19 protein-coding genes are annotated in these 20,277 nt (G+C 60.0%); 7 read left to right on the plus strand and 12 right to left on the minus strand.

The annotated features are described in order from the left end of the window. Nucleotides 1-103 precede the first annotated feature (103 nt). The 7 genes from NW853_RS08145 to NW853_RS08175 form a co-directional block, all read right to left on the minus strand. Nucleotides 104-469: a hypothetical protein gene (locus NW853_RS08145; protein ID WP_414333663.1), complete on the minus strand. Its 366-nt coding sequence runs from the start codon at nt 467-469 to the stop codon at nt 104-106. Between the two features lie 38 nt (nt 470-507). Continuing rightward, nucleotides 508-2,187 (minus strand): hypothetical protein, encoded by a 1,680-nt coding sequence (locus tag NW853_RS08150; RefSeq protein WP_414348765.1) that lies wholly within the window; start codon nt 2,185-2,187, stop codon nt 508-510. 150 nt (nt 2,188-2,337) lie between these two features. Then, nucleotides 2,338-3,228: a shikimate dehydrogenase gene (locus NW853_RS08155; protein WP_414348766.1), complete on the minus strand. Its 891-nt coding sequence runs from the start codon at nt 3,226-3,228 to the stop codon at nt 2,338-2,340. A gap of 36 nt (nt 3,229-3,264) precedes the next feature. Then, the gene (locus tag NW853_RS08160; protein ID WP_414348767.1) at nt 3,265-3,759 is read right to left on the minus strand and encodes a hypothetical protein; all 495 of its coding nucleotides are present in this window, start codon (nt 3,757-3,759) and stop codon (nt 3,265-3,267) included. Between the two features lie 71 nt (nt 3,760-3,830). Then, the gene (locus NW853_RS08165) at nt 3,831-5,063 is read right to left on the minus strand and encodes a response regulator (protein ID WP_414333669.1); all 1,233 of its coding nucleotides are present in this window, start codon (nt 5,061-5,063) and stop codon (nt 3,831-3,833) included. A 341-nt stretch (nt 5,064-5,404) separates the two neighbouring features. After that, complete coding sequence (locus NW853_RS08170; RefSeq protein WP_414333671.1) at nt 5,405-6,046, minus strand: SIMPL domain-containing protein; 642 nt, start codon at nt 6,044-6,046, stop codon at nt 5,405-5,407. Nucleotides 6,047-6,182: 136 nt separating this feature from the next. Continuing rightward, nucleotides 6,183-6,494, minus strand: coding sequence for a hypothetical protein (locus NW853_RS08175; protein ID WP_414348768.1), 312 nt, complete (start codon nt 6,492-6,494; stop codon nt 6,183-6,185). A gap of 187 nt (nt 6,495-6,681) precedes the next feature. Between NW853_RS08175 and NW853_RS08180 the strand changes: the two genes are divergently transcribed. From NW853_RS08180 to NW853_RS08190, 3 genes are all read left to right on the plus strand, one after another. Further along, nucleotides 6,682-6,957 carry a DUF4404 family protein gene (locus tag NW853_RS08180; RefSeq protein ID WP_414333675.1) on the plus strand — a complete coding sequence of 92 codons (276 nt, stop codon included), beginning with the start codon at nt 6,682-6,684 and terminating at the stop codon, nt 6,955-6,957. 71 nt (nt 6,958-7,028) lie between these two features. Beyond that, a complete protein-coding gene (gene hemL, locus NW853_RS08185; protein ID WP_414333676.1) occupies nt 7,029-8,339 on the plus strand; it encodes a glutamate-1-semialdehyde 2,1-aminomutase in 1,311 nt (436 codons plus the stop codon). A 63-nt stretch (nt 8,340-8,402) separates the two neighbouring features. Further along, the gene (locus NW853_RS08190; protein ID WP_414333678.1) at nt 8,403-8,639 is read left to right on the plus strand and encodes a hypothetical protein; all 237 of its coding nucleotides are present in this window, start codon (nt 8,403-8,405) and stop codon (nt 8,637-8,639) included. On the opposite strand, the gene NW853_RS08195 is transcribed toward NW853_RS08190, so the two are convergent. The 5 genes from NW853_RS08195 to murQ form a co-directional block, all read right to left on the minus strand. Next, nucleotides 8,636-10,036, minus strand: a complete 1,401-nt coding sequence (locus NW853_RS08195; RefSeq protein ID WP_414348769.1) for a ferredoxin:protochlorophyllide reductase (ATP-dependent) subunit N — start codon at nt 10,034-10,036, stop codon at nt 8,636-8,638. The genes NW853_RS08190 and NW853_RS08195 overlap by 4 nt on opposite strands. Nucleotides 10,037-10,065: 29 nt before the next feature. Continuing rightward, complete coding sequence (locus tag NW853_RS08200) at nt 10,066-11,037, minus strand: protochlorophyllide reductase (protein ID WP_414348771.1); 972 nt, start codon at nt 11,035-11,037, stop codon at nt 10,066-10,068. 158 nt (nt 11,038-11,195) lie between these two features. Next, entirely contained in the window at nt 11,196-12,032 is an 837-nt protein-coding gene (bchL, locus tag NW853_RS08205; RefSeq protein ID WP_414333681.1) for a ferredoxin:protochlorophyllide reductase (ATP-dependent) iron-sulfur ATP-binding protein, read from the minus strand. Between the two features lie 367 nt (nt 12,033-12,399). Beyond that, nucleotides 12,400-13,686, minus strand: coding sequence for a recombinase family protein (locus tag NW853_RS08210; RefSeq protein ID WP_414333683.1), 1,287 nt, complete (start codon nt 13,684-13,686; stop codon nt 12,400-12,402). 21 nt (nt 13,687-13,707) lie between these two features. Further along, nucleotides 13,708-14,637, minus strand: coding sequence for an N-acetylmuramic acid 6-phosphate etherase (gene murQ / locus NW853_RS08215; RefSeq protein ID WP_414333685.1), 930 nt, complete (start codon nt 14,635-14,637; stop codon nt 13,708-13,710). A gap of 155 nt (nt 14,638-14,792) precedes the next feature. On the opposite strand from murQ, the gene NW853_RS08220 reads away from it, so the two are divergent. The 4 genes from NW853_RS08220 (at nt 14,793) to NW853_RS08235 (ending at nt 20,116) form a co-directional block, all read left to right on the plus strand. Beyond that, complete coding sequence (locus NW853_RS08220; protein ID WP_414333687.1) at nt 14,793-15,428, plus strand: hypothetical protein; 636 nt, start codon at nt 14,793-14,795, stop codon at nt 15,426-15,428. A 52-nt stretch (nt 15,429-15,480) separates the two neighbouring features. After that, complete coding sequence (uvrB, locus tag NW853_RS08225; protein WP_414333689.1) at nt 15,481-17,568, plus strand: excinuclease ABC subunit UvrB; 2,088 nt, start codon at nt 15,481-15,483, stop codon at nt 17,566-17,568. Nucleotides 17,569-17,650: 82 nt separating this feature from the next. Further along, nucleotides 17,651-19,507 (plus strand): mechanosensitive ion channel family protein, encoded by a 1,857-nt coding sequence (locus tag NW853_RS08230; RefSeq protein ID WP_414348770.1) that lies wholly within the window; start codon nt 17,651-17,653, stop codon nt 19,505-19,507. A gap of 87 nt (nt 19,508-19,594) precedes the next feature. After that, entirely contained in the window at nt 19,595-20,116 is a 522-nt protein-coding gene (locus tag NW853_RS08235; protein ID WP_414333691.1) for a DciA family protein, read from the plus strand. Nucleotides 20,117-20,277 lie beyond the last annotated feature (161 nt).

Below are 20,277 nucleotides of genomic sequence, written 5' to 3' on the forward strand. Positions count from 1 at the left end.
CGCCGTAAAGCGGATGGGGAAACCCCACCCGCCTGCGCGGTGGGGTAGTTCATGTAACACCGATCCCCATCCCAATACGAAAGGGAACTTGGGGATCAACTGCCTAAGTTTCGACTCTGTGGGCGCGCAAGAGCACGTTGGTTCCCAATCCCTCTTGGGCCATCCAAAAAGCGCAAATCCACCACGAAACCTCGTCTTGGCGATAAATGCCACGGGTGAGGGGATAGGATTGCAAAAGGTCAGCCATCTGCGATAAAGCTGGCACCTCAGCCACATAATTGGCCCACACTTCGGGATCCAGATCCTCGTAAACGTAATCGGACGGGAAATATAGGTGGCTTGCTTCTAGGCCGGGCCGGTCGGTCAGGAGTAGTTGAGCGGGGTCAGAAGACTCACATCCCAAGCGATCCCCGATTTGAAACGTGAGTTGAAACAAGCGGTTAATCAGATCGAATTGTTCGGGGTTCATAATTTCAGAATTCCCAACTTGCGGGTGTGGGGTGAGCATCAGAATTGACAGGTGCGACGGCTGCGCTCCAGCTCCGGCTCGATCCAAGAGAGGGCAAAGTGGCTCACACAAGGCAACTGCGGAAAGCGGCGGGCCAGGGATCCCATCTGGATTTCCAAGCTGGGGCGTTTTCGCTGCGCTTGTCCCCATAGGCCGGCGATGGCCGGGCAGACAAAGGTTTGGGGAGAGGCCACGGCCAGGATTTGCCCCACCTGCTGCACCACACAGGAGCCATCCTCGCACTTGGCATAGGCCATCGGGTGCCACTCCATGTTTGGATCAAAACGATCCCAAGGCTGGAGACGGGCGTCGAACCCTTCTCCCACCGCCTGGTTGCCCTCGGGGAAAAAGACGGCCCCGGTCGGGATCCCAAGGCTTTGGGCCGGTTGGGCAGCTTGCCGCAGGTAATCGAGGATCCCATAGCGGGCAAACTCAACGCTGAGCTGCCAGAGCTGCTCTTGCCAGCGCTCCTGTCGGAGAGCGGCGCTAGGGGTAGGGGTGGGATCCGGCGGCGCTGCTTTTGGACGGGGAGCCGCCAAATTCTCTAAATCCCTATTCCCTGAATCACCTTCTGAATCGGCATGGGTGGAATGCCAATTCTCGCCTGCTTTGCTTTGGGCCATCCCGTCCCCTAGTTCTGGAGAAAGCGGCCGCTCCCTGCTTGCGCTGGGCTTGGGATCCCCTGGCTGGCGCCAGCGGGGCTCTTCGGCATAGGTGGCATCCAGATGGAGAACATCTGCCACAGTAATATAGCCCTGGCTGAGGTAACGCTCCAGCAAGGCTCGGCCCGCCGGGTTTTCTGCCAAATCCAGGTAGGCTTGCCGGGCTGCCTCCCCATGGATCCACAGATCCTGGACGGTGGCTGCCAGGCTGGATCCCCCAGAGCCGCGGGGATAGCGAATGTAGTCGAAGAGGATCCCATCCGGCTGCCGCTGCAGGATGCGGCGGATCAGCTCGGCAAAATCCCGTCGCGCCAGAGGATGAAAGGGATCCACAAACACCTCATCCGGGCTGCCCAAATCTTCTGCAAGGGCTGTCGCTGGATCCAAGACAGTGGTGAGGCCACGGCCGTTGCGGGCCAAGACTGCCTGGCGACCTGGGAGAAGCCCGTAGCTGTAGCCGAAATTGAGGGAAAACACCCAGGCATAGGCCGATAACCCCCGCCGTCGCGCCGCCTTGAGAGCCAGATCCAACAAATCGGCATTGGGCTGCAGGCTGGGCCAGATCCCGCCCGCCCCATCGGGCAGAATGGAGCGGCCATCGTAAAACGTCTCGATAAAAACGCGGTTGTAGCCCAGGTTCACCACCTGGTCAAACACCTGATCCAGTACGCCTGGATTGGCATCACAGGGATGCAAGCGCACCCAAATGGCCTGAATCTGCGGCCAACGGCGGCTGCGGCAGGCAATCAAGGCAGCGCGATGTTCGGCTAAGACTTGGGTGTATTCGGCCCAAGCGGCCTCTGATTGGGTGGCCCGCTGGCGCAGTTGAGCCTTGCGCGCCACTTCCTCAGGGGGTTGCCGGCAGAAGGCATCGAGCTGAAGAGCAGACAGGGATCCTGTCTGTTCCCCGCTGCCCTGAAACCTGGAATCGGAGTCAGGAAAAAGGGAATGGCCAAACCTCGGGAATCGGGCCTGGGCGGCGATTCCGGATCCCAGCCACATCAGTGCGCCGAGCACACCTGCAAGCCATTTCCGCTGCCGCCTTGGCAACCTCAACACCCTTAACCCAACCGAGGATTGCTGTAGCCCTATCTCCCCCTAGAGATCGGCAGGCCCGAGGCAATTGTTCCCGCCCCCAGCCAATTGCGCTCAACTTTGAGAGGAGAGCTAGAGCTTGGGATCCCTTGCCCTATCCACCTCAATCTGGGCCAACTGCTGCCGGGCCGCCTGCCGCATCACCTCCACCGGCACAGGCTTGCCCCCCAGCCAGAGGGAGAGGGCCTTGGCCCCCTGGTGGATCAGCATCTCCAGGCCACTGATGGGGGTATGGCCTAACGCTGCGGCCATCCGCAGCAGGGGAGTGGGATCCGGTACATAGATGAGATCGTAGACAACGGCGCCGGCGGGCAGAAGGTGCAGTTGCTCCCGGCTAAGGGGAGACAGCTCGGCAGGGGATCCCGGCTTGTACATGCCCACGGGGGTGGTGTTAACCACAAGGGAAGTCTCGGGCAAGTGGCGATCCAGCTCGGCCCAGCTCAGCGTTTCCACCTGCGGCCAGGTCTTTTGCAAAGCCTGTAACTTCTCAGGGGATCGCCCGGCCACCCGTACTGGCCCCAACTCCAACTCCAAACAGCCCTGGATGGCCGCCCGCGCCGCCCCGCCACAGCCCAGGATCAGGGTCGGGATCCCCTTTTCCAGGCCCAGCAAAGGCTGAACAAAGCCGTCGATATCGGTGTTGGTGCCGCCCCAGCCTCCCTCCGGCAAGGCGTAGACCGTGTTTACTGCTCCCACCTTTGCCGCCCGCGCTTCCACCTGGCTGAGCAAAGGCAGAATCGCCTGCTTGTGGGGAATGGTGACGTTAAACCCCCGCACCCCGATGGCCGCCAGCCCGGCCACCGCCACTGCCAGGCGCTCTGCCGCCACCGGAAAGGGCACGTAGCAGTAGTCTTCTCCCATGGCCGCCAAGGCAGCGTTGTGCATCGCCGGGGATAGGCTGTGGGCCACCGGATCCCCGATCAGGCCCAGCAATTGCGTACTTCCCGAAATCCGCCTGTCCACCCCAGCTCCTAAGGGATCCCTGCCCTGTAGCTCCGACTAGTTAGACTCCGACTCCACCCGATCTAAAGTTTGCCGGTAGCGCTGCCGCCAACTGGCCAGGGATTCTTCCGAAATGTGGTCGATTAAATTGCTCATCTCGCCCAGGATCTGGTAGACGCGGTCAAAGCTTTGGCGGGTGCGCTCTTCTTGATCTGGCTGGCGCACCTGCACCAGGTACAGGCTCATCTTGATGGTTTGCAACCGGTTTTTGCCCAGATCCTCCAGCATTTCCCGAATTTGCCCGATCGCCTCCTGCCGCACCCGGCGTTGCCGCCGCCGCAACAGCCAGAACAGGATGCCGTGGATAACTCCCACCACGGTGGCGCTGACCGCCGTTGCCGTCGCCGCGGAAAGAGCGCTGCGGCTGGCCACCCAGCCGCTGAGTAGGATTACGCCTATCCCCACCGCCGTCAGGATCAGCTCGATGTTGTTGAGAAACCACCTTCTTGCTGGCTTCCAGATGGCGGATTGGCTCCGACTAGAATTGAACATGGCTGTTCTTCCCACCTCCCACCTGCCTATTCTGCTGCGGCCAACCCACCGCCGGATTCTGGGGATCGGACTTACCGGCGCAGTCGCCATCCTCCGCGGCCCAGTTGACGCTTCAGACGCCGCCGCGGTTTCCGCCGGCGGATCCCCAAGGGCTGCTGAGAGCGGGATCCAGCTTCAAACCGCTCAGCCCTAGGCTCCCGCACCCCTTGGCTGAGATCCTGGTTGTGTTGCCGCAACTCCTCGAGCTGCCTGAGGCGAGTTTCCAGCTCTTGGCGTAGCTCGGCATTCTCTTTTTCTAGATGTTGCAAACGCTTCAGCAGCTCTGAGGACGCCGTCCCGCTACTGCAATCGGAAACCGGGATGGGATGGGGTGCAGTCACCACCGAAGTGTGGACATTTTTGCTGTCTCGCAGGGCTTGGGCAGCCCGTCGCACCAGGGCCACCCCCTTGGGATCGTCCTTATCTGTGAGGGTGGCCGCCCCAAATTGAAGCTGCACCGGCAGCGCTCGCCCATTCACCACAAAGGGATCCTGGATCAACCGCTGGCAGCAGCGCTCGGCGGCAATCTGGGCAGCAGCCAGAGTGCTCCCCGGCAGCACCACAATAAACTGCCCCTCGTCGTAGCAAAAGAGGTCATCCCCCTCTCGCAAGTTGTGGGCCAAGCGATCCGTAAACAGCTTGAGAAGAGCAGCCCGACCGCCGGCCTCTAGGCCTTGCCCCAGAGCACTGAGGTTGGCCAAGCGCAGCACAAACAAACTGAGGGGATCTGATTGGGCACGGGCTTGGGCCACCCGCAACGGCAAGCGAGTAACCAAATCCTGCCGATTGCCCAAAGCAACCGAGCCAGAAGGAGATGAGACTTGTTTTTGTCCAGTCTGGAGCAGATATTGCTGGCGGCGGCTCTCCACAATGCGCAGCCCTGCCCGCACCCGCGTCAGCAGCTCTGCCGCCTGAAAGGGCTTGGAGAGGAACTCATCGGCTCCGGCTTCTAACGCCCGCTCCATGTTGTCGTTGCCCTCGCGGGCAGTCATGAGGATGTAGTACACCCAAGCATATTCGGGTGATTGCCGTAGCTGCCGGCATAGATCCAGGCCATTTAGATTGGGCATGACCCAGTCGGCGATGATGAGATCTGGGATCCGGCGGCGGATTTGCTCCAGGGCAGACAAGCCATCCAAAGCATAAGAAATACTACAGCCCTGCTTACCCAAAAAGTTGGACAACATCTCTGCCACCATGTAACTGTCATCCACGATCAGCACATGGGCCCGCAAGCTGCTGGCTCCGCCTTTGCTAGCGCCCAAGCCCGCCTGAGGGCCTTCAGACGTACCAGTGGCAGCAGCGTTCTCCAAATTGGGATCCACGGGTAAGCCAAAGCCAGATGACAAGGAAATCCGGGAAAGCAAACTTTCCCGTGTTTTCCATGTTTTCCATCATTATTCTAGACGTAGGGATTGGCAGCCACTACCTAACTTTGCCGGGTTATTTTTTTGAGATTTTTGAAGTTTCGCAGTCATTCTAAACGCGAGGAAGATGCTTCTGGGCGTTCCCCGCTACTGCTCCTCACGCCCCCAGGGGGAATCCTCCTCTGCCCCAGGGAGAGGGAAGGCAGGGTTCGCCGTGACTTCATGGCCACCCCAGGAACCTAGAAACGAATCTCGAGCGTGACTTGGGCGCGCACGGCTTGTTGTCCTCCTTCCACCGGTGTGGAAGCTGCTTCTAGGCGGGCATAGTCTGCTTGAGCAGCCAAAGGAACTGGCGGCGCGATGGAGCCCTCGCTGTGAATTTGGATGCCCTCCACAGAACGAATGCTCAGGTTCAAGGCCCTCAACACATCGCTGGCTTGACGTTGGGCATCTTCCACGGCCTGGGTCAGGGCACGGCTGCGCGCCTGCAGCAAGGTGGCCTCATCCGCTCGGAAGCTGACCGATTCCACCTGGGTAGCTCCGGCGGCCACGGCTTCATCCAGCACCTGTCCGGCTCGGGCTATGGGTACTTCAAATTGCAGGCTGTTTTGCCCCTGTACCCCGGTCAGGCGGGGTGGGCTCTGCTGGTAGTCGTATTGCGGATAGAGAGAAATGCCGGTGGTCTGCAGGGCGCTCACCTGCAGCTCTTTGAGGCGGTTCACCAGCCGCTCCGAGCGCTCGGCCACCTGCTGCTGGACCGCTTGGGCTGTCTCCCCTTGGAGCACCACCCCCAGCCGGATTACCGCAATGGAGGTTTCCACCGCAACAGATCCCTGGCCGGTTACCGTCAAGGTTCGGGATCCCTCACCGGGACTGGCCATTGCCCCGCCTCCAGCGATTGCGTTCCAACCCAACAGTGCCAGCGCCAGTACCACGCCCAGCCAGGCCACCCCCTTCAGCCTTTTCCACCCCTTGAGCCTGTCCATTGCTTTCCCCTTCAGTCCGTTCAACCCCAGCCTACTCCCACCGTTCCTCTAGCTGATCTGACAAAAGCCCCAGCCACCAGTTCCCTAACCTCACCCAGCCGCTGCGTTCTTGCCCCCCCGGATTGCGTATCCGCACATAAAACACGCGTTGATACTTGGAAGTGCTGCCGGAAAAAGGCCCCAGCCGCCAATAACGCGCCTCCTGGCTCACAATGGAGTAGCCATGCTTTGCCGCCCACCGCTGCAGCAGCTCCTGGCTGCGTCTTTGTTCCCAGACAAAAATTCCCAGGAACAGGGCAACGGCAACCACTGCCCCCAGCAGGGCCAATGCCAGCTCAGACATAGGGATAGACAGCAAGGCTATTGCCCATCGTATGGGAGTTGCTCCAAGGCTGGGATCCCCGGCTGCAAAAGTTAACCTTTGCCGCCTCAGCCGCTTCCAAAAGAGCGATCTCCGCTCCTGTATGATCGAGTCAGCGTGGTCAAAACTCGATTTATTGATTGAGTGAATTGATAAGGTCTTTTTGAGAATGGCTGCATCGAAACTGCGACAACTGCTGCACGACCTGGATGTTGAGCTGCAAAAAACCCCTGGCTTGGATGAAAAGCAGCGACAGCACATCGCCACCATTCGCCAAGAGGTGGAAGCGGTGCTGGCCGAGCTGGGATCCCCGAGTGAGAGCAAGCAAAATCAAGGGCGTAGAGATCGCATTGGGGAGGCGCTGGGCCTGTTCGAGACCTCGCATCCCAACCTCACCCTGATCCTGGAGCAAGTGATCGACACGCTGGCAGGGATGGGTTTGTAGTTTATGAGGAGGGCTCACCAGCAAGCTCCTCTGCCTGCTAGCCTTGGTAATGCGTTGAATAGCTCCTGTTTATGACCGGCACTCTCCATCCCACCTCGTTTAACATCACCCGCTCCCAACAGATTTTTGCCCGAGCAAAAGGGCTCATGCCCGGCGGGGTCAGTTCCCCGGTGCGCGCCTTCAAGTCGGTGGGCGGGGATCCCGTCGTGTTTGACCGCGTCTCAGGAGCCTACGCCTGGGATGTGGACGGCAACCAGTACATCGACTACATCGGCAGTTGGGGGCCGGCGATTGTCGGCCACGCCCATCCCGAGGTGATCGAGGCTCTGCACCGAGCTTTGGAGAAAGGCACCAGCTTTGGCGCCCCTTGCGTTTTGGAAAACGAGCTGGCCGAGCGGGTGATCGAGGCGGTACCCAGCGTGGAGATGGTGCGCTTTGTTAACTCCGGCACCGAAGCTTGCATGGCGGCGCTGCGCCTGATGCGGGCCTACACGGGGCGGGAAAAGGTGATCAAGTTCGAGGGCTGCTACCACGGCCATGCGGACATGTTTTTGGTCAAGGCCGGCTCAGGGGTGGCCACGCTGGGCCTGCCGGATTCGCCGGGGGTACCTAAGGCCGCTACCAGTGCCACGCTGACCGCCCCCTACAACGATCTAGAGGCAGTCAAGGCTCTGTTTGAGCAGCATCCCGACTCCATTGCGGGCGTGATCCTAGAGCCGGTGGTGGGCAATGCCGGCTTCATTCCGCCGCAGCCGGGCTTTTTGGAGGGTTTGCGGGAGCTGACGCAGAAGTATGGCGCCCTGCTGGTGTTTGACGAGGTGATGACCGGCTTTCGCATCAGCTACGGCGGTGTGCAGGCCAAGTTTGGTGTCATCCCCGATTTAACCACCCTGGGCAAGGTGATCGGCGGCGGCCTGCCGGTGGGGGCCTACGGCGGTCGGCGGGAGATTATGGAAATGGTGGCGCCGGCGGGGCCGATGTACCAGGCGGGCACCCTCTCCGGCAACCCCCTGGCCATGACGGCCGGGATCCACACCCTCGATATTTTGCGTCGCCCCGGTACCTATGAGTATCTGGAGCGGATTACCGAGAAGCTGGCGACGGGGCTGCTGCAGATTGCGCAAGAGACCGGGCACGAGATGTGTGGGGGCCATTTGCCCGGCATGTTCGGCTTCTTCTTCACGGCTGGCCCAGTGCGCAACTACGAGGAGGCCAAGCGCTCGGACTTGCAAAAGTTTGCCCGCTTCCACCGCGGCATGCTGGAGCGGGGGGTGTATCTGGCGCCCTCGCAATTCGAGGCCGGCTTCACTTCCTTGGCCCACACCGAAGCCGATGTGGAGAGAACCCTCGAGGCGGCGCGAGAGGTGCTGCGCACGCTCTAGGGTTTCTTCTCCCCTCTCCCCTTGGGAGAGGGGTTGGGGGTGAGGGTGATCTGCACTGGGATCATGGCCGAGCACATCCACCGCAACTGGCGCATCACCACCCAAACCACCGACAAGGGGTTCATTTTTTGCTGTCAGCGGCTACGTCAGGATGGCTCGGTGGAGTTTGCCGCCCCAGCCTACGGCTACTTCCACAATGAGGCCGAGGCAATTTTGGCCGGCATGGTCTGGATCGACCGGCAGCAACTGCCGGATCACCTGGATGGCCTGCTCTTCGACAACGAGGAGCCAGAAAGTTAGCTCAGGGCTTTTTCCTGCACCAACTGTTCCCAGCCCAAGCCTTTGAGGGCGGCGTTGCGCCGCAGTGGGCGGGTGACCAGCTCCAGCAGCGCCTGGGTGTTGCCGAAGCCGTGGATCTGGGCAAAGGTAAACTCCACCGACCACTTGGTGGTGACGCCGCGGGCTTCGAGGGGGTTGGCGTGGGCCATGCCCGTGATTACCAGATCCGGCTGCAGGGCTTTGATGCGCTGCAGTTGGTTGTAGTTATCCGGCTTCTCGACAATGGTGGGCTTGGGCACCCCCATCTCCTCGCAGGTGCGCTCCAGGAGGGCCAGCTCGGCGGCCTGGTAGCGCTTGTCGAGGTAAGGGATCCCGATTTCCTGCACCGTCATACCGCAGCGCACCAGGAAGCGGGCCAGGGAGATCTCCAGCAGGTTATCCCCCATGAAGAAGACGCTCTTGCCCCGCAGCAGGCCCAGGTACTCCTGAACCTGGGGGTGACGCCACACTTCCCCTTCCCGCTCTGCCAGGCCTTGAGTCGGGATCCCCAGCTCGCCGGCGATGGCCTCGATCCAGGCGCGGGTGCCATCCGGCCCGATGGGAAAAGGAGCGGTGATGAGCTTGGCCTTTTTGCGGCGCACCAGCGTGGTGGCGGTGCGGCTGAGGAAAGGATTTACCCCCACCACATAGGTGCCCGGCTCGATGGCCGGCAGCTCCTCGTAGCGCTTGGCCGGCAGCCAGCCGGAGACGCGGATCCCGTACTTTTTCAGCTCCAGGGTGAGTTGGGTTACCACCGGATCCGGCACGGAGCCGAAGATCACCAAGGGGGGATGTTTGGGGAAGCCTTCTTCCTCTTTCTTTTTGCCGGGGCGCAGCCCGTAGAAAAGAGCCTGCAGGCCACCCCGCGTCTCCCGCTCTTCTTCCTGCACCTGCTCCGGGCAGCGCTGGGCCATAGAGGCCAAAACCGTGTCTTCCCCCTGGGTAAAGGCGTAGTCGAGGCCATTGGCCCGCGCCACCACAATCGGGATCCCGATCTCCCCTTCCAGCTTCTGGGCTAGGCCCTCCAGATCCATCTTGATGATCTCGGTGGTGCAGGTGCCGATCCAGACGATGACGCTGGGATTGCGATCCCGCTGGATTTGCAGGCACAGCCGCTTCAGCTCCTCGTAGTCGTTGAGCTTGGCGCTGATGTCCCCCTCTTCCAGCTCGGCCATGGCATAGCGCGGCTCGGCAAAGATCATCACCCCCATGGCATTTTGCAAAAAGTAGCCACAGGTTTTGGTGCCGATCACCAAAAAGAAGCTGTCTTCAATTTTGGGGTAGAGCCAAGCCACACAGCTAATCGGACAGAAGGTGTGATAATTGCCGGTCTCGCATTGAAAGTGGAGGGTATTGGAAGCATCCACAGCAGCAGTCATCGTCGGCTCCTAGAAAAGGGTTTGTCAAGCTAGGGGGCGACCAATTGGGGCACGCCCACCAATTTCTCGCTCAGATCCCAGAGCAGCTTGGCCTTGGCCGCATCCCCCGCCTCGTCCGAGACTTCTTGGTTAAAGGGCTTGGCATTTTTCCGTTGCCGGTTGCCCCAGCTCCAGTAGAATCCCGACTGGCGAAACTCCGGATCCGCCACCACCTGGGCCACCCGCTCGCCGGCCAGCTCTTGGGAGACGTAGCCGCCGGTGACGTTTTTCTGAAACCAGGGGAACAGCTTTTGGAAGAGGGGATAGTGATGGCGGAAGAGGGCTGTTTCCGCCACACAGCCCGGGTAGAGGGAGAGAAACGTGATGCCGGTGCTCTCGTGGAAGCGGCGGTGCAGCTCCCGCATGGTGAGGATGTTGCAAACTTTGCTGTCTTTGTAGGCTTTGACGGGATCGAACTTGCCGCCATCGGCCATGCTGATCGGTTCCTTGAAGCCCTGGGCAAAGCCCCGCAGATCCCCCAGGTGGGGTTGGGGTGGGATCTTGCCCCCCAGCTCCTTGGGGTTGTGGGTAACCGTGCCCAGGATCACCAGCCGCCGATCCGGATAGGTGGAGCGCTTCAGATCCTCCAGCATCAGGTGGCAGAGCAGGAAGTGCCCCAGATGGTTGGTGGCCATGGTCAGCTCATAGCCCTCCGGGCTGCGCAAGGGCTGCTTAAGCAAGGGCATGTAGATGGCGGCGTTGCACACCAGGGCATCCAGAGAGCGGCCCGACTGGCGAAATTGTTCGACAAATTGCCGCACACTGGCCAAGCTGGCCAGATCGATCGGCATCAGGGTGTAGCTGGGGATCCCCACCTGCTGAGCCATCCGCTGGCCTTTGTTCAGATCCCGACAGGCCATCACCACGTGCCAGCCCCGCTTGGCCAAAGCCAAAGCCGCGTACAGGCCAACGCCCGAAGAGGCTCCAGTAATCACCACGGTGGGTTGCACTTGTGCTTGCATATCCAACTCCTCTGCCATGTCCTCAAGATGGATCTCCTGCACAATCCATCTTGGGGCGGAAAGCGGGCCAGACAACGAATTGATAAGGTTTGCGACGGTTTTCCGAAACAATTGCTTCACTTTTAGACACACCGGCAAGCTGGCAGGTTTGGGATCCCTTACACCAGCGCCGGCTCCCGTGCCGGGGCGTTGTAAAAGTCCGACAGCAGGGCAAACAGCTCCCGATCCTCAGCAGGCCGGGGCACGATCCCTTCCGGGCGGGCCAGCAGCTCGTCGGCGATGTTCAGGTAGTACTGGCAGACGGGCTCCAGGCTGGGATCCGTCTCTGCCATCTCGAAGAGGGTTTTGCCCTTGACCCGCGAAATGCGAATGTCCTCGACCAGTGGCAGCACCTCGAGCACAGGCATGGGCACTGCCGAGACGTATTGGTCGATGAGATCCCGCTTGCTGGTGCGGTTGCCGATTAGGCCGGCCAGGCGCAGCTTGCGGGTTTTGGCTTTTTCTCGCACCGAGGCGGCAATGCGATTGGCGGCAAACAGGGCGTCAAAGCCGTTGTCAGTAACGATCACACAGTAGTCGGCGTAGTTGAGGGGGGCAGCAAAGCCGCCGCACACCACGTCCCCCAGCACGTCGAAGAGGATGACGTCGTACTCGTCAAAGGCGTTCAGCTCCTTCAGGAGTTTGACGGTTTCTCCCACCACATAGCCGCCACAGCCGGCCCCTGCCGGCGGCCCTCCCGCCTCGACGCAATCTACGCCGCCGTAGCCGCGGTAGATCACATCCTCGGGGTAGATGTCTTCGTAGTGGTAGCCCTTGGCTTCCAGGGTATCGATGATCGTGGGGATGAGAAAACCAGTCAGGGTGAAGGTGCTGTCGTGCTTGGGGTCACAGCCAATTTGCAACACCTTCTTGCCCCGCCGGGCCAAGGCCACCGAGAGGTTGCAACTGGTGGTGGACTTGCCGATCCCACCCTTCCCGTAAACTGCCAACTTCACAGCACGTTCCTCCACAAGCCTGACAAGGGCCATTATCGGCAGCTAACCCACTCCCTGAGAAGTGTTGAGAAGAATTAAGGCAAGCCTAAAACAAGTTAAAGCAATTTCTTAAATCGCCAGACGGACAAATCCTCGCCCAAAAGATTCTTAGAGCCGATTTTTGGCTTTTTTCCAGCTTTTGTTTTTCGTTTTTTCGTAAAAGCAGATCAAAAACAAATCATTCATCTCTCCCTGGCTTTGACAAGCGCTGCTCCCGTCAACTCGCTGGAGACTGCCGGCGGGATCCCTTTTCCCGCTTTGAGGGAGAGTCTCAAGAATGGTCTCAATGGCCAGAGGAGACGCGGAATCCCCAACTTCAAAAGGGATCTCAGGGATCGAAGGCAAAGGCAATCTGCACGGCCCCTGTAGAATCCACCTCAACCCTGCGCAGGAATTCCCGCAGGTAGGCGCGGCGCTCGCTCTCGCTGAGGTCTTGCCAGAAGGGCAGGATGGAGAGAGTTTGGGCGATCTGGAGGAAGTTGGCAGGAGGGAGCTGTTCCAGCTTTTGGGCCAAACGGGCCGTTTCCGCCCGCAGTTGGTAGCAGCGCTGGGCCAGGGAGGGCTCATCCATCAGTCCAGATTGCTGCAGCTCCTCCAGTTGCCGCAGCCGCTCGCTGTTGGCCTGGATCTGGGCTTGGAGCTGTTGGCGGGTTTGGTCCAGGGCCTGCCGATCCAGGTTTTGGGCACGGTGGGGGAGCTGCTCGCAGACCTGGCGGATCACCTCCTGCAGGACTTGGGCGTAGTGGAGGCTGTAGCGACAGGTTTGGCAACGCAGGTAGAGGTAGGAGGAGCCGTTCCTCTTGGCCTTGCCGGGGGTGGTTTGCACGATGCGCAGAAGGCTGCCACAGGTACGGCAATGGACTAGGCCGGCCAGGGCGCGGGGGGCGCTGGCGCTGCGGCGTGGGATCCTTTGGTTGCGTTTGAGCCAGCGATCGATCTGGGCCGCTTCCGTGCGGCTGAGGAGGGCGGGGTGGGTATCGCGCAGAACGGTGCCGTCGGCATAGGCCAGATCCCCGCGATAGACCGGGTTGAGCAGCCAGTTGCGCCCCGTGGCCACCGAAATGCGCTTGTGGTGTTTTTCTTCCAAAAAGCGCACCGCTTGGCGCAGGGATCCGTAGAGAAGAAAGTGCTGGAAAAAATCCTGAACAACAGGGGCCTGGCGGCGCTCCAGCACATAGCGCTCCCCCTCGCGGCGATAGCCAAAGGGAGCCGGGCCGGGGGGAGGTTTGCCCGCCAGACGGTTGCGGGCTTGGCTGTGGCAGAGGCGGCGGCTTTGCAATTGATGGGGGATCTCGGCCAGCAGCGGGATCCAGTCGGCAGCCTCGCTGGGGGTGTGCAAGCCGGATTGGGTCGCCAGGCTCAGTTGGATCCCCGCCTGTTGGATCTGCAACAGCCGTTGGTGGACTTCCTCCGCCCGCTCCCCCAGATCCGCCAGGCGCAGCAGCAGCACCTGCTGCACCGATCCGGCGGCGATGTCCTGCAACAGCTCCTCCAGATAAGTTCGGGATCCCCAATCGTGCAGGATGGGATCGGCTCCTTGTGCCTTCAGCCAGGCCAACTCCTGCTCCGGCAAGGGGGCGTGGGCAGGTGTGTAGAGGTAGCCGTAAACGCTCATGGACAAGCAACCAAGCTGTGGTCACCGCTGCCGCGCCCGAGCGGAATCGAGCACCTGGCGAATGCTGCCCTGGGCCTGCTGCAATTGCCGACGGGCCTCCTGAACAGAGCACCCCATCAAGGTCACAAGGATCGCCGTTTTGACTTCTCCATCACAAGTCTGCAGCACTTGGGCAGCCGTGGTGGGATCCAGATCGCAAGCCAGGGCTACAATTCGCTCCGCCCGCTGTTTGAGCTTGGCGTTGCCGGCCTGCAGATCTACCATTAGGTTGCCATAGGTCTTGCCCAGGCGGATCATCACTCCGGTGGAGAGGGTGTTCAACACCAGCTTTTGGGCTGTGCCGGCTTTCATGCGGGTGGATCCGAGGATCACCTCCGGCCCCACCAAAGGGGCGATGGCAATCTCCACCTGCTCGGTCAGGGGGGAAGGACGGTTGCAGGCCAGGCCAATCGTGAGCGCCCCAATGCTTCTGGCGGCTTGGATCCCACCCAGCACATAGGGGGTACGACCGCTGGCGGCAATTCCCACAACACTATCTTGAGCTTGGAGATGGAGACTCTCCAGAGCGCGGGCAGCGGCTTCGGCGTCGTCCTCTGCGCCCTCTACCGCCTGGGTCAGAGCCCTTTCCCCCCCGGCGATCAAAGCCACCACCTGTGTGGGGGCAGTGCCGAAGGTGGGCGGGCATTCAGCCGCATCCAATACTCCCAGGCGCCCCGAAGTTCCCGCCCCAATATAGATCAGCCGCCCGCCACGCCCCATCCGCTCGGCAATGGCATCGATGGCTTGGGCGATCGGCTCTGCTTGGTCAGCCACCGCTGCCGGCACCCGCCGATCTTCGGCGTTGATCCGTCTCACCAGTTCCAAGGTGCTGAGGCGGTCAATCTCGGCTGTGGCCAGGTTGGGGCTTTCGGTCAGGGATCCCGGATCCCAGGAGAAATAGGAGGAGGGCATAGCAGCGGCTGTTCAGGTGAGAGGGATCTGTCTTCGCCGGTTCTGGGTTTTGTCCTCTTGGATTCTATCGGTGGCGAGGCGCGGGGTTGAGCCTCTTTCCCTCAGCTCAATGCTAGAGTGAACCCAGCCGAGAAACTGCACGTTCCCGGATCCCTATGCCAAAAGTGCCTGTGCTGAAGCCGGATCAGGCTTACACCTTCAGCAGCTATTTTGATCTTCCCTTTGAACCGGAAGATGTGTTGGCCGAGTTTGGCTATACCTTTACACGACGAAAGATTACCTGGCCAACTCTGGAACGACTGCCCAATGGCGCAGACTTGAGACTCAGCCTAGAGCAGCTTTTACCCTACATTAGCTTAAAAAGTGAAGCAGCTCGTCGAGAAATCCTGATTGCCCCACTTTTACTGAAGGTAGTACAGTATACCCAAGCGCAAATGCGGATCGAATATGCAATTCAAGTCAGCGAGAAGCTTAAAGGTACCCTGGACTACTATCTCTATACAGACCGCTCTTTGCTGGTTGTCGAGGCCAAAAAAGCCGACCTTACTCAAGGCTTAACCCAATTATCTGTAGAGATGATTGCCCTGGATCAGTGGCTCGGCGACGGCCAAGCTGTCCTTACGGGAGCCATCACCTCTGGGGAGCTGTGGCAATTCGCCCTGCTGGATAGACCAAACAAAGGTATCTACCTGGATCCCTATACTTACCCCTATCCCGACGAAGTAGACCGGATCTTATCGATCTGTATAGCTGCGCTGAAATCTGCGGATTTGGAGCGCAGTATTCCCTAGATTTAGATTCGACTTGGAACTTTCGGCTCAGGATCATCAGAAAATTAAACTTATGTCAGCGTTTCAACTGGTTTCTCCTTATCAACCCATGGGGGATCAACCCAAGGCGATTGCCGGCTTGGTGAAGTCAATTTCAGAGGGCCATCGCTTTCAAACCCTGCTGGGGGCCACCGGAACCGGTAAAACGTTTACCGTTGCCCACACCATCCAGCAGGTCGGCAGGCCCACCTTGGTGATGGCCCATAACAAAACGCTGGCGGCGCAACTGTGCAACGAGCTCAGGGAGCTTTTTCCTTACAACGCCGTCGAATATTTTATTAGCTATTATGACTATTATCAACCGGAAGCCTATGTGCCCAGCACCGATACTTACATCGCCAAATCTTCTTCCATCAACGATGAGATCGACATGTTGCGGCACTCCGCCACCCGCTCTTTATTTGAACGGCGAGATGTTATTGTCGTCGCTTCTGTAAGCTGCATCTACGGCTTGGGCATGCCGGAGGAATACCTGAAGGCCTCCATCCCTCTCAAAGTCGGCCAGGAGATCAACCAACGGGAGATCTTGCGGGAGCTGGCCGGCATCCAGTACGAGCGCAACGATTTGGAGCTGGCACGGGGACGATTTCGCGTCAAAGGCGATGTGCTGGAAATTGTGCCGGCGTATGAAGATCGGGTGATCCGCATTGAATTTTTTGGCGATGAGATCGAGGCCATTCGCCTGATTGATCCGGTTACAGGTGAGATTTTGACCAGCCTCAGCGCCCTCAGAGTTTACCCGGCTCGCCACTTTGTGACACCAGAAGAACAATTGGAGCGGGCAATCCTCGACATTGAGCAGGAGCTGGAGAAGCAACTGGCCCTTTTCCGCAAAGAGGGCAAGCTATTGGAAGCCCAACGGCTAGAACAGCGCACCCGCTACGACCTGGAGATGCTGCGGGAGGTGGGCTATTGCAACGGCATCGAAAACTACTCCCGGCACTTGACGGGGCGCAAAGAAGGGGAGCCGCCTGCCTGTTTGGTGGATTATTTCAAGGCCAACGATTGGCTCCTGGTGGTGGACGAATCCCACGTTACCGTGCCCCAAATTCGCGGCATGTACAACGGCGACCGTGCCCGCAAACAGGTGCTGGTGGATCACGGCTTTCGCCTGCCCAGTGCCCTCGACAATCGCCCCCTCAAAGCCGAGGAGTTTTGGGCCAAAGTCCACCAGTGCATCTTCGTTTCCGCCACGCCCGGCAACTGGGAACTGGAGCAGAGCGGAGCCCAATTTCAAACCCTGGTGGAAGATGGCAAGGCCATAAAGTTTTATCTGCCGGGCAGCGGTCGGGTTGTGGAGCAAGTCATCCGGCCCACGGGGGTGGTGGATCCTGAAGTGCATGTGCGCCCCACGGCTGGGCAAGTGGACGATTTGCTGGCAGAAATTTATCTGCGATTGGAGCGCTCCCAGCGGGGGCCTGCCGAACGGGTGATCGTGACCACTCTCACCAAACGCATGGCCGAAGATCTCACCGAATACCTTCAGGAACGCGGGATCCGGGTTCGCTATTTGCATTCCGAGATTAGCTCAATTGAGCGAATTGAAATTTTGCAAGATTTTCGCGAAGGAGCCTTTGACGTACTGGTGGGGGTTAATCTGTTGCGGGAAGGGTTAGACTTGCCGGAAGTCTCCTTGGTGGCCATTTTGGATGCGGATAAAGAGGGATTTTTGCGGGCGGAGCGATCCCTGATTCAGATGATCGGGCGAGCAGCGCGCAATGTCCGTGGCACGGTGGTGATGTACGCCGATACCCTGACCGGCAGCATGGCCCGGGCCATCGCCGAAACCCAGCGCCGCCGCGAAATTCAACTGCAATACAACCGCCAACACAACATCACCCCTAAGCCCATTGTCAAGAAAAACAGCAACGCCATCTTGTCTTTTTTGGCCATCTCCCGCAAACTCAGCGACCAAGACCTGGAAAAAGCCTTTCAAGCTACAGACGAGATCCCTCTGTCGGAGATCCCGGAGCTGATCGGCCAACTGGAACTCAAGATGAAAGCAGCCGCCAAAAACCTGGAATTTGAAGAAGCTGCGCAACTGCGAGACCAAATTAAAAAGCTGCGCCAACGCCTTTTGGGCCACCATCAGAGCACTTAAAGTCCTCACTTGGGTTGGCCAAAATCGGGATTTGCTTGTGCCACCATAGGCTTACAGCAGCATCCTAGGGATCCCCGAGACAATGGGCGTTCGTGTCCAACGAGCCATTCGAGACTCTGTCCTGCTGAAGGGAGCGGCCTTGGCGGTGGGGCTGATAGCTGGGATCGGCCTCTGGCTCCTGCCTGCTCCGGTCTCCAAGGCTGCTGGGATCCCGGTGGCTCAGGCCCTTGAATTTCGGGATCCCGGCTTTTTCCAGACCGGCCCCACCCCTGCCGAAGTGCCAACTCCTGAGGGATCCCCCTCCCCGACCCCTAGCCCAACTGGGATCCCCTTTACCGGCCAAGAGGGCACAGAAGTCTTGGTGGGGAACATCCCGGTGTTTCGCCTGCAGACGGCAGAGTACCCCAGCGATGTGCGGGCCGACAACGTGCGGGCGATCATTGAGCGCTTTCTGGCGGAGGGCCAGTTGCCGCAGCCGGAGGTGCGGGTGGACCAGGATGCCAACGGGCAATACATCTTACGTCTGGGAGAAAGGGGCCGCTTTGAGGCCACCCAGCGGTATCTGTTTACCGTCACCTATGCCGATGCCGCCGCCGAGCGCAGGGTGCCGCTGGGCCAGGTGGGCCTCAACGACGTGCGCCTGGTGGCCAACACTTGGGCGCGACGGCTGGAACAAGCCATTGCCGAGTACCGGCAGGATCGGCTGGATCTGCAGCGGGCGCAGGATCCGCGCGTGCTGGTGTTCACCATCCTGGCCGGTCTGGCCACATTGGCGCTGGGGTTCTTTCTCTGGCGGCTGTTCGACCGCAGCCTAGTTCGCCTGCAGAGGTGGCTGGAGCTCCAGGCCGGCCCGGCCTGGGGAACCTGGATCGACATTGGGGGAGTGCTCCTGCGAGGCGTGGGGGCAATTCTCATTGCCGGCATCTCCCTGGATCGCGGCATCAGCTTCATACCCGCTCTGCGACCGTTTCAGCGCGCTTTTTACCTGGGCTTGGGGCGGGTGGTGGCCACGGCGTTGGGCGTCCTCACCCAACCGCTGCCCAATTCCAGCGTCTCCATTGCCAGCTTACTGGTCTTCTTTGTGCTGGCCGTTTTGGTCTTCACCGTTGCCCACTACGTCAGCGTTGGCTTTAAGCAGCGGTTTCTGAGCCGGCTGGGACTGGATCTGGGCACCCAGGAGTCTACAACGGCCATCTTCAAGTACATCCTCACGCTGTTCGGGATCCTCTTGGTCTTGCCCTTCAGCGGCCTGAATCTGGGATCCCTGGCGGTGATTGCCGGGGCGGTGGGTTTGGGGATCGGCTTTGGCCTGCAAAACCTCTCCAACAACTACATCAGCTACATCGCTATTTTGCTGGAGCGCCCCATCCAAATCGGGGATCTGGTGGAAGTGGACAACCTGCTCGGCACCGTGGAGCGCATCGGCCCGCGGGCCACCGTCCTGCGCACTTTGGATCGCATCTTTGTGATTGTGCCCAACTCCCGCTTCACCGAGTCAAAGGTGGTGAACTGGAGCTACCGGGATCCCCGCTGTCGCATTCACATTCCCGTCGGCGTGGCCTATGGCTCCGATACGGCCCTGGTTACCGAAGCTCTGCTCAGCGCTGCCAAAGAAAATGCTCGGGTGTTGAGCAGCCCCGCCCCCCAAGTCTGGCTCAAGTCTTTTGGCCCCTCTTCCCTCAACTTTGAGCTGCTGGTGTGGATCAACCGTCCCCAGGATCAATTTGTCTTGATCAGCGAGCTGAACTTCGCCATCGAAGCGGAGTTTCGGCGGCGTGGGATCCGCATTCCTTTCCCGCAGCAGGATATTCACATTCGCAGCCTGGAGGGACTTGTCAGCCTCAATGGCGGCTCCCGTTCCCTGCCCGATGCCGCTTCCATCCAGTCCGCCCTCAGCGAAGCGGCAAAATCGCTGGAAGATCAAAACGGCGTTTCCTGAGCTATCCCTATCGACACCATGCTGCGACGGTTAGATGAGGCACTGGGTAGCTTTGGCAGCCATCCGTGTTGGGCTGAACTGAAGCAAATGCAGCTCCTAAGGCAGCTTTGGCCGGAAGTGGTGGGAGAGGCGGTAGCAGCGCAAACCCATCCCCTCAACGTGCGCCGCCAGGTGCTGCAGGTAGCCACTTCTACCCCGTCCTGGGCGCAAAACTTAACTCTGCAGCGCCAACTCATTCTCAGAAAACTCAACAGCCGCCTGCACCCCCCCCTCAGCGACATTCGCTTTAGCCCCGGTGCTTGGCACGAGGGATCCAACCCGGTCACTCCCCACCCTGATGCGGAGTTGACCAGCAAGTTTTATGGCCCCCCCCGCCTCGCTGCCCAAGATGGACAACGCCCTGGATCTTGCCGCAACGCTCCCCCCAAACAGCCCATCTCGGATCCGAAAGTGGCTTTCGAGCGCTGGGCGAGAGTGGTCAAACAACGGCAGACCCAGCAAAACCTACTCCCTTGCCCCACCTGTGGCTGCCCTACCCCTGCCGCCGAACTGGAGCGTTGGTTTGTCTGCGGGTTTTGCCATCGCCAGTCCTTGCGCCTGCGCAGCTAACTCAGAGAACTCAAATTAGGGCTGTTTCCAACGGCAACGAAACGACTCGTTAGGCCGATCCCCAGCTCCCCTCTCCCTCTGGGAGAGGGGCTGGGGGTGAGGGCAACTCCCTCTGGGAGAGGGGCCGGGGGTGGTCGCGTGAGCGGCGCGGAGCGCTTGGG

It is taken from the genome of Synechococcus sp. H55.11 (assembly GCF_047462475.1).
In the GTDB taxonomy this organism is placed as follows: Bacteria; Cyanobacteriota; Cyanobacteriia; order Thermostichales; family Thermostichaceae; genus Thermostichus.

Bases quoted from the DNA above. Each gene is read 5' to 3' on its own strand.
- NW853_RS08145 (WP_414333663.1), bottom strand. From the start codon at position 469: ATGAACCCCGAACAATTCGATCTGATTAACCGCTTGTTTCAACTCACG.
- NW853_RS08160 (WP_414348767.1), bottom strand. From the start codon at position 3,759: ATGTTCAATTCTAGTCGGAGCCAATCCGCCATCTGGAAGCCAGCAAGA.
- NW853_RS08170 (WP_414333671.1), bottom strand. From the start codon at position 6,046: ATGGCCAGTCCCGGTGAGGGATCCCGAACCTTGACGGTAACCGGCCAG.
- NW853_RS08175 (WP_414348768.1), bottom strand. From the start codon at position 6,494: ATGTCTGAGCTGGCATTGGCCCTGCTGGGGGCAGTGGTTGCCGTTGCC.
- NW853_RS08180 (WP_414333675.1), top strand. From the start codon at position 6,682: ATGGCTGCATCGAAACTGCGACAACTGCTGCACGACCTGGATGTTGAG.
- hemL (WP_414333676.1), top strand. From the start codon at position 7,029: ATGACCGGCACTCTCCATCCCACCTCGTTTAACATCACCCGCTCCCAA.
- NW853_RS08190 (WP_414333678.1), top strand. From the start codon at position 8,403: ATGGCCGAGCACATCCACCGCAACTGGCGCATCACCACCCAAACCACC.
- NW853_RS08195 (WP_414348769.1), bottom strand. From the start codon at position 10,036: ATGACTGCTGCTGTGGATGCTTCCAATACCCTCCACTTTCAATGCGAG.
- NW853_RS08200 (WP_414348771.1), bottom strand. From the start codon at position 11,037: ATGCAAGCACAAGTGCAACCCACCGTGGTGATTACTGGAGCCTCTTCG.
- NW853_RS08210 (WP_414333683.1), bottom strand. From the start codon at position 13,686: ATGAGCGTTTACGGCTACCTCTACACACCTGCCCACGCCCCCTTGCCG.
- murQ (WP_414333685.1), bottom strand. From the start codon at position 14,637: ATGCCCTCCTCCTATTTCTCCTGGGATCCGGGATCCCTGACCGAAAGC.
- NW853_RS08220 (WP_414333687.1), top strand. From the start codon at position 14,793: ATGCCAAAAGTGCCTGTGCTGAAGCCGGATCAGGCTTACACCTTCAGC.
- uvrB (WP_414333689.1), top strand. From the start codon at position 15,481: ATGTCAGCGTTTCAACTGGTTTCTCCTTATCAACCCATGGGGGATCAA.
- NW853_RS08230 (WP_414348770.1), top strand. From the start codon at position 17,651: ATGGGCGTTCGTGTCCAACGAGCCATTCGAGACTCTGTCCTGCTGAAG.
- NW853_RS08235 (WP_414333691.1), top strand. From the start codon at position 19,595: ATGCAGCTCCTAAGGCAGCTTTGGCCGGAAGTGGTGGGAGAGGCGGTA.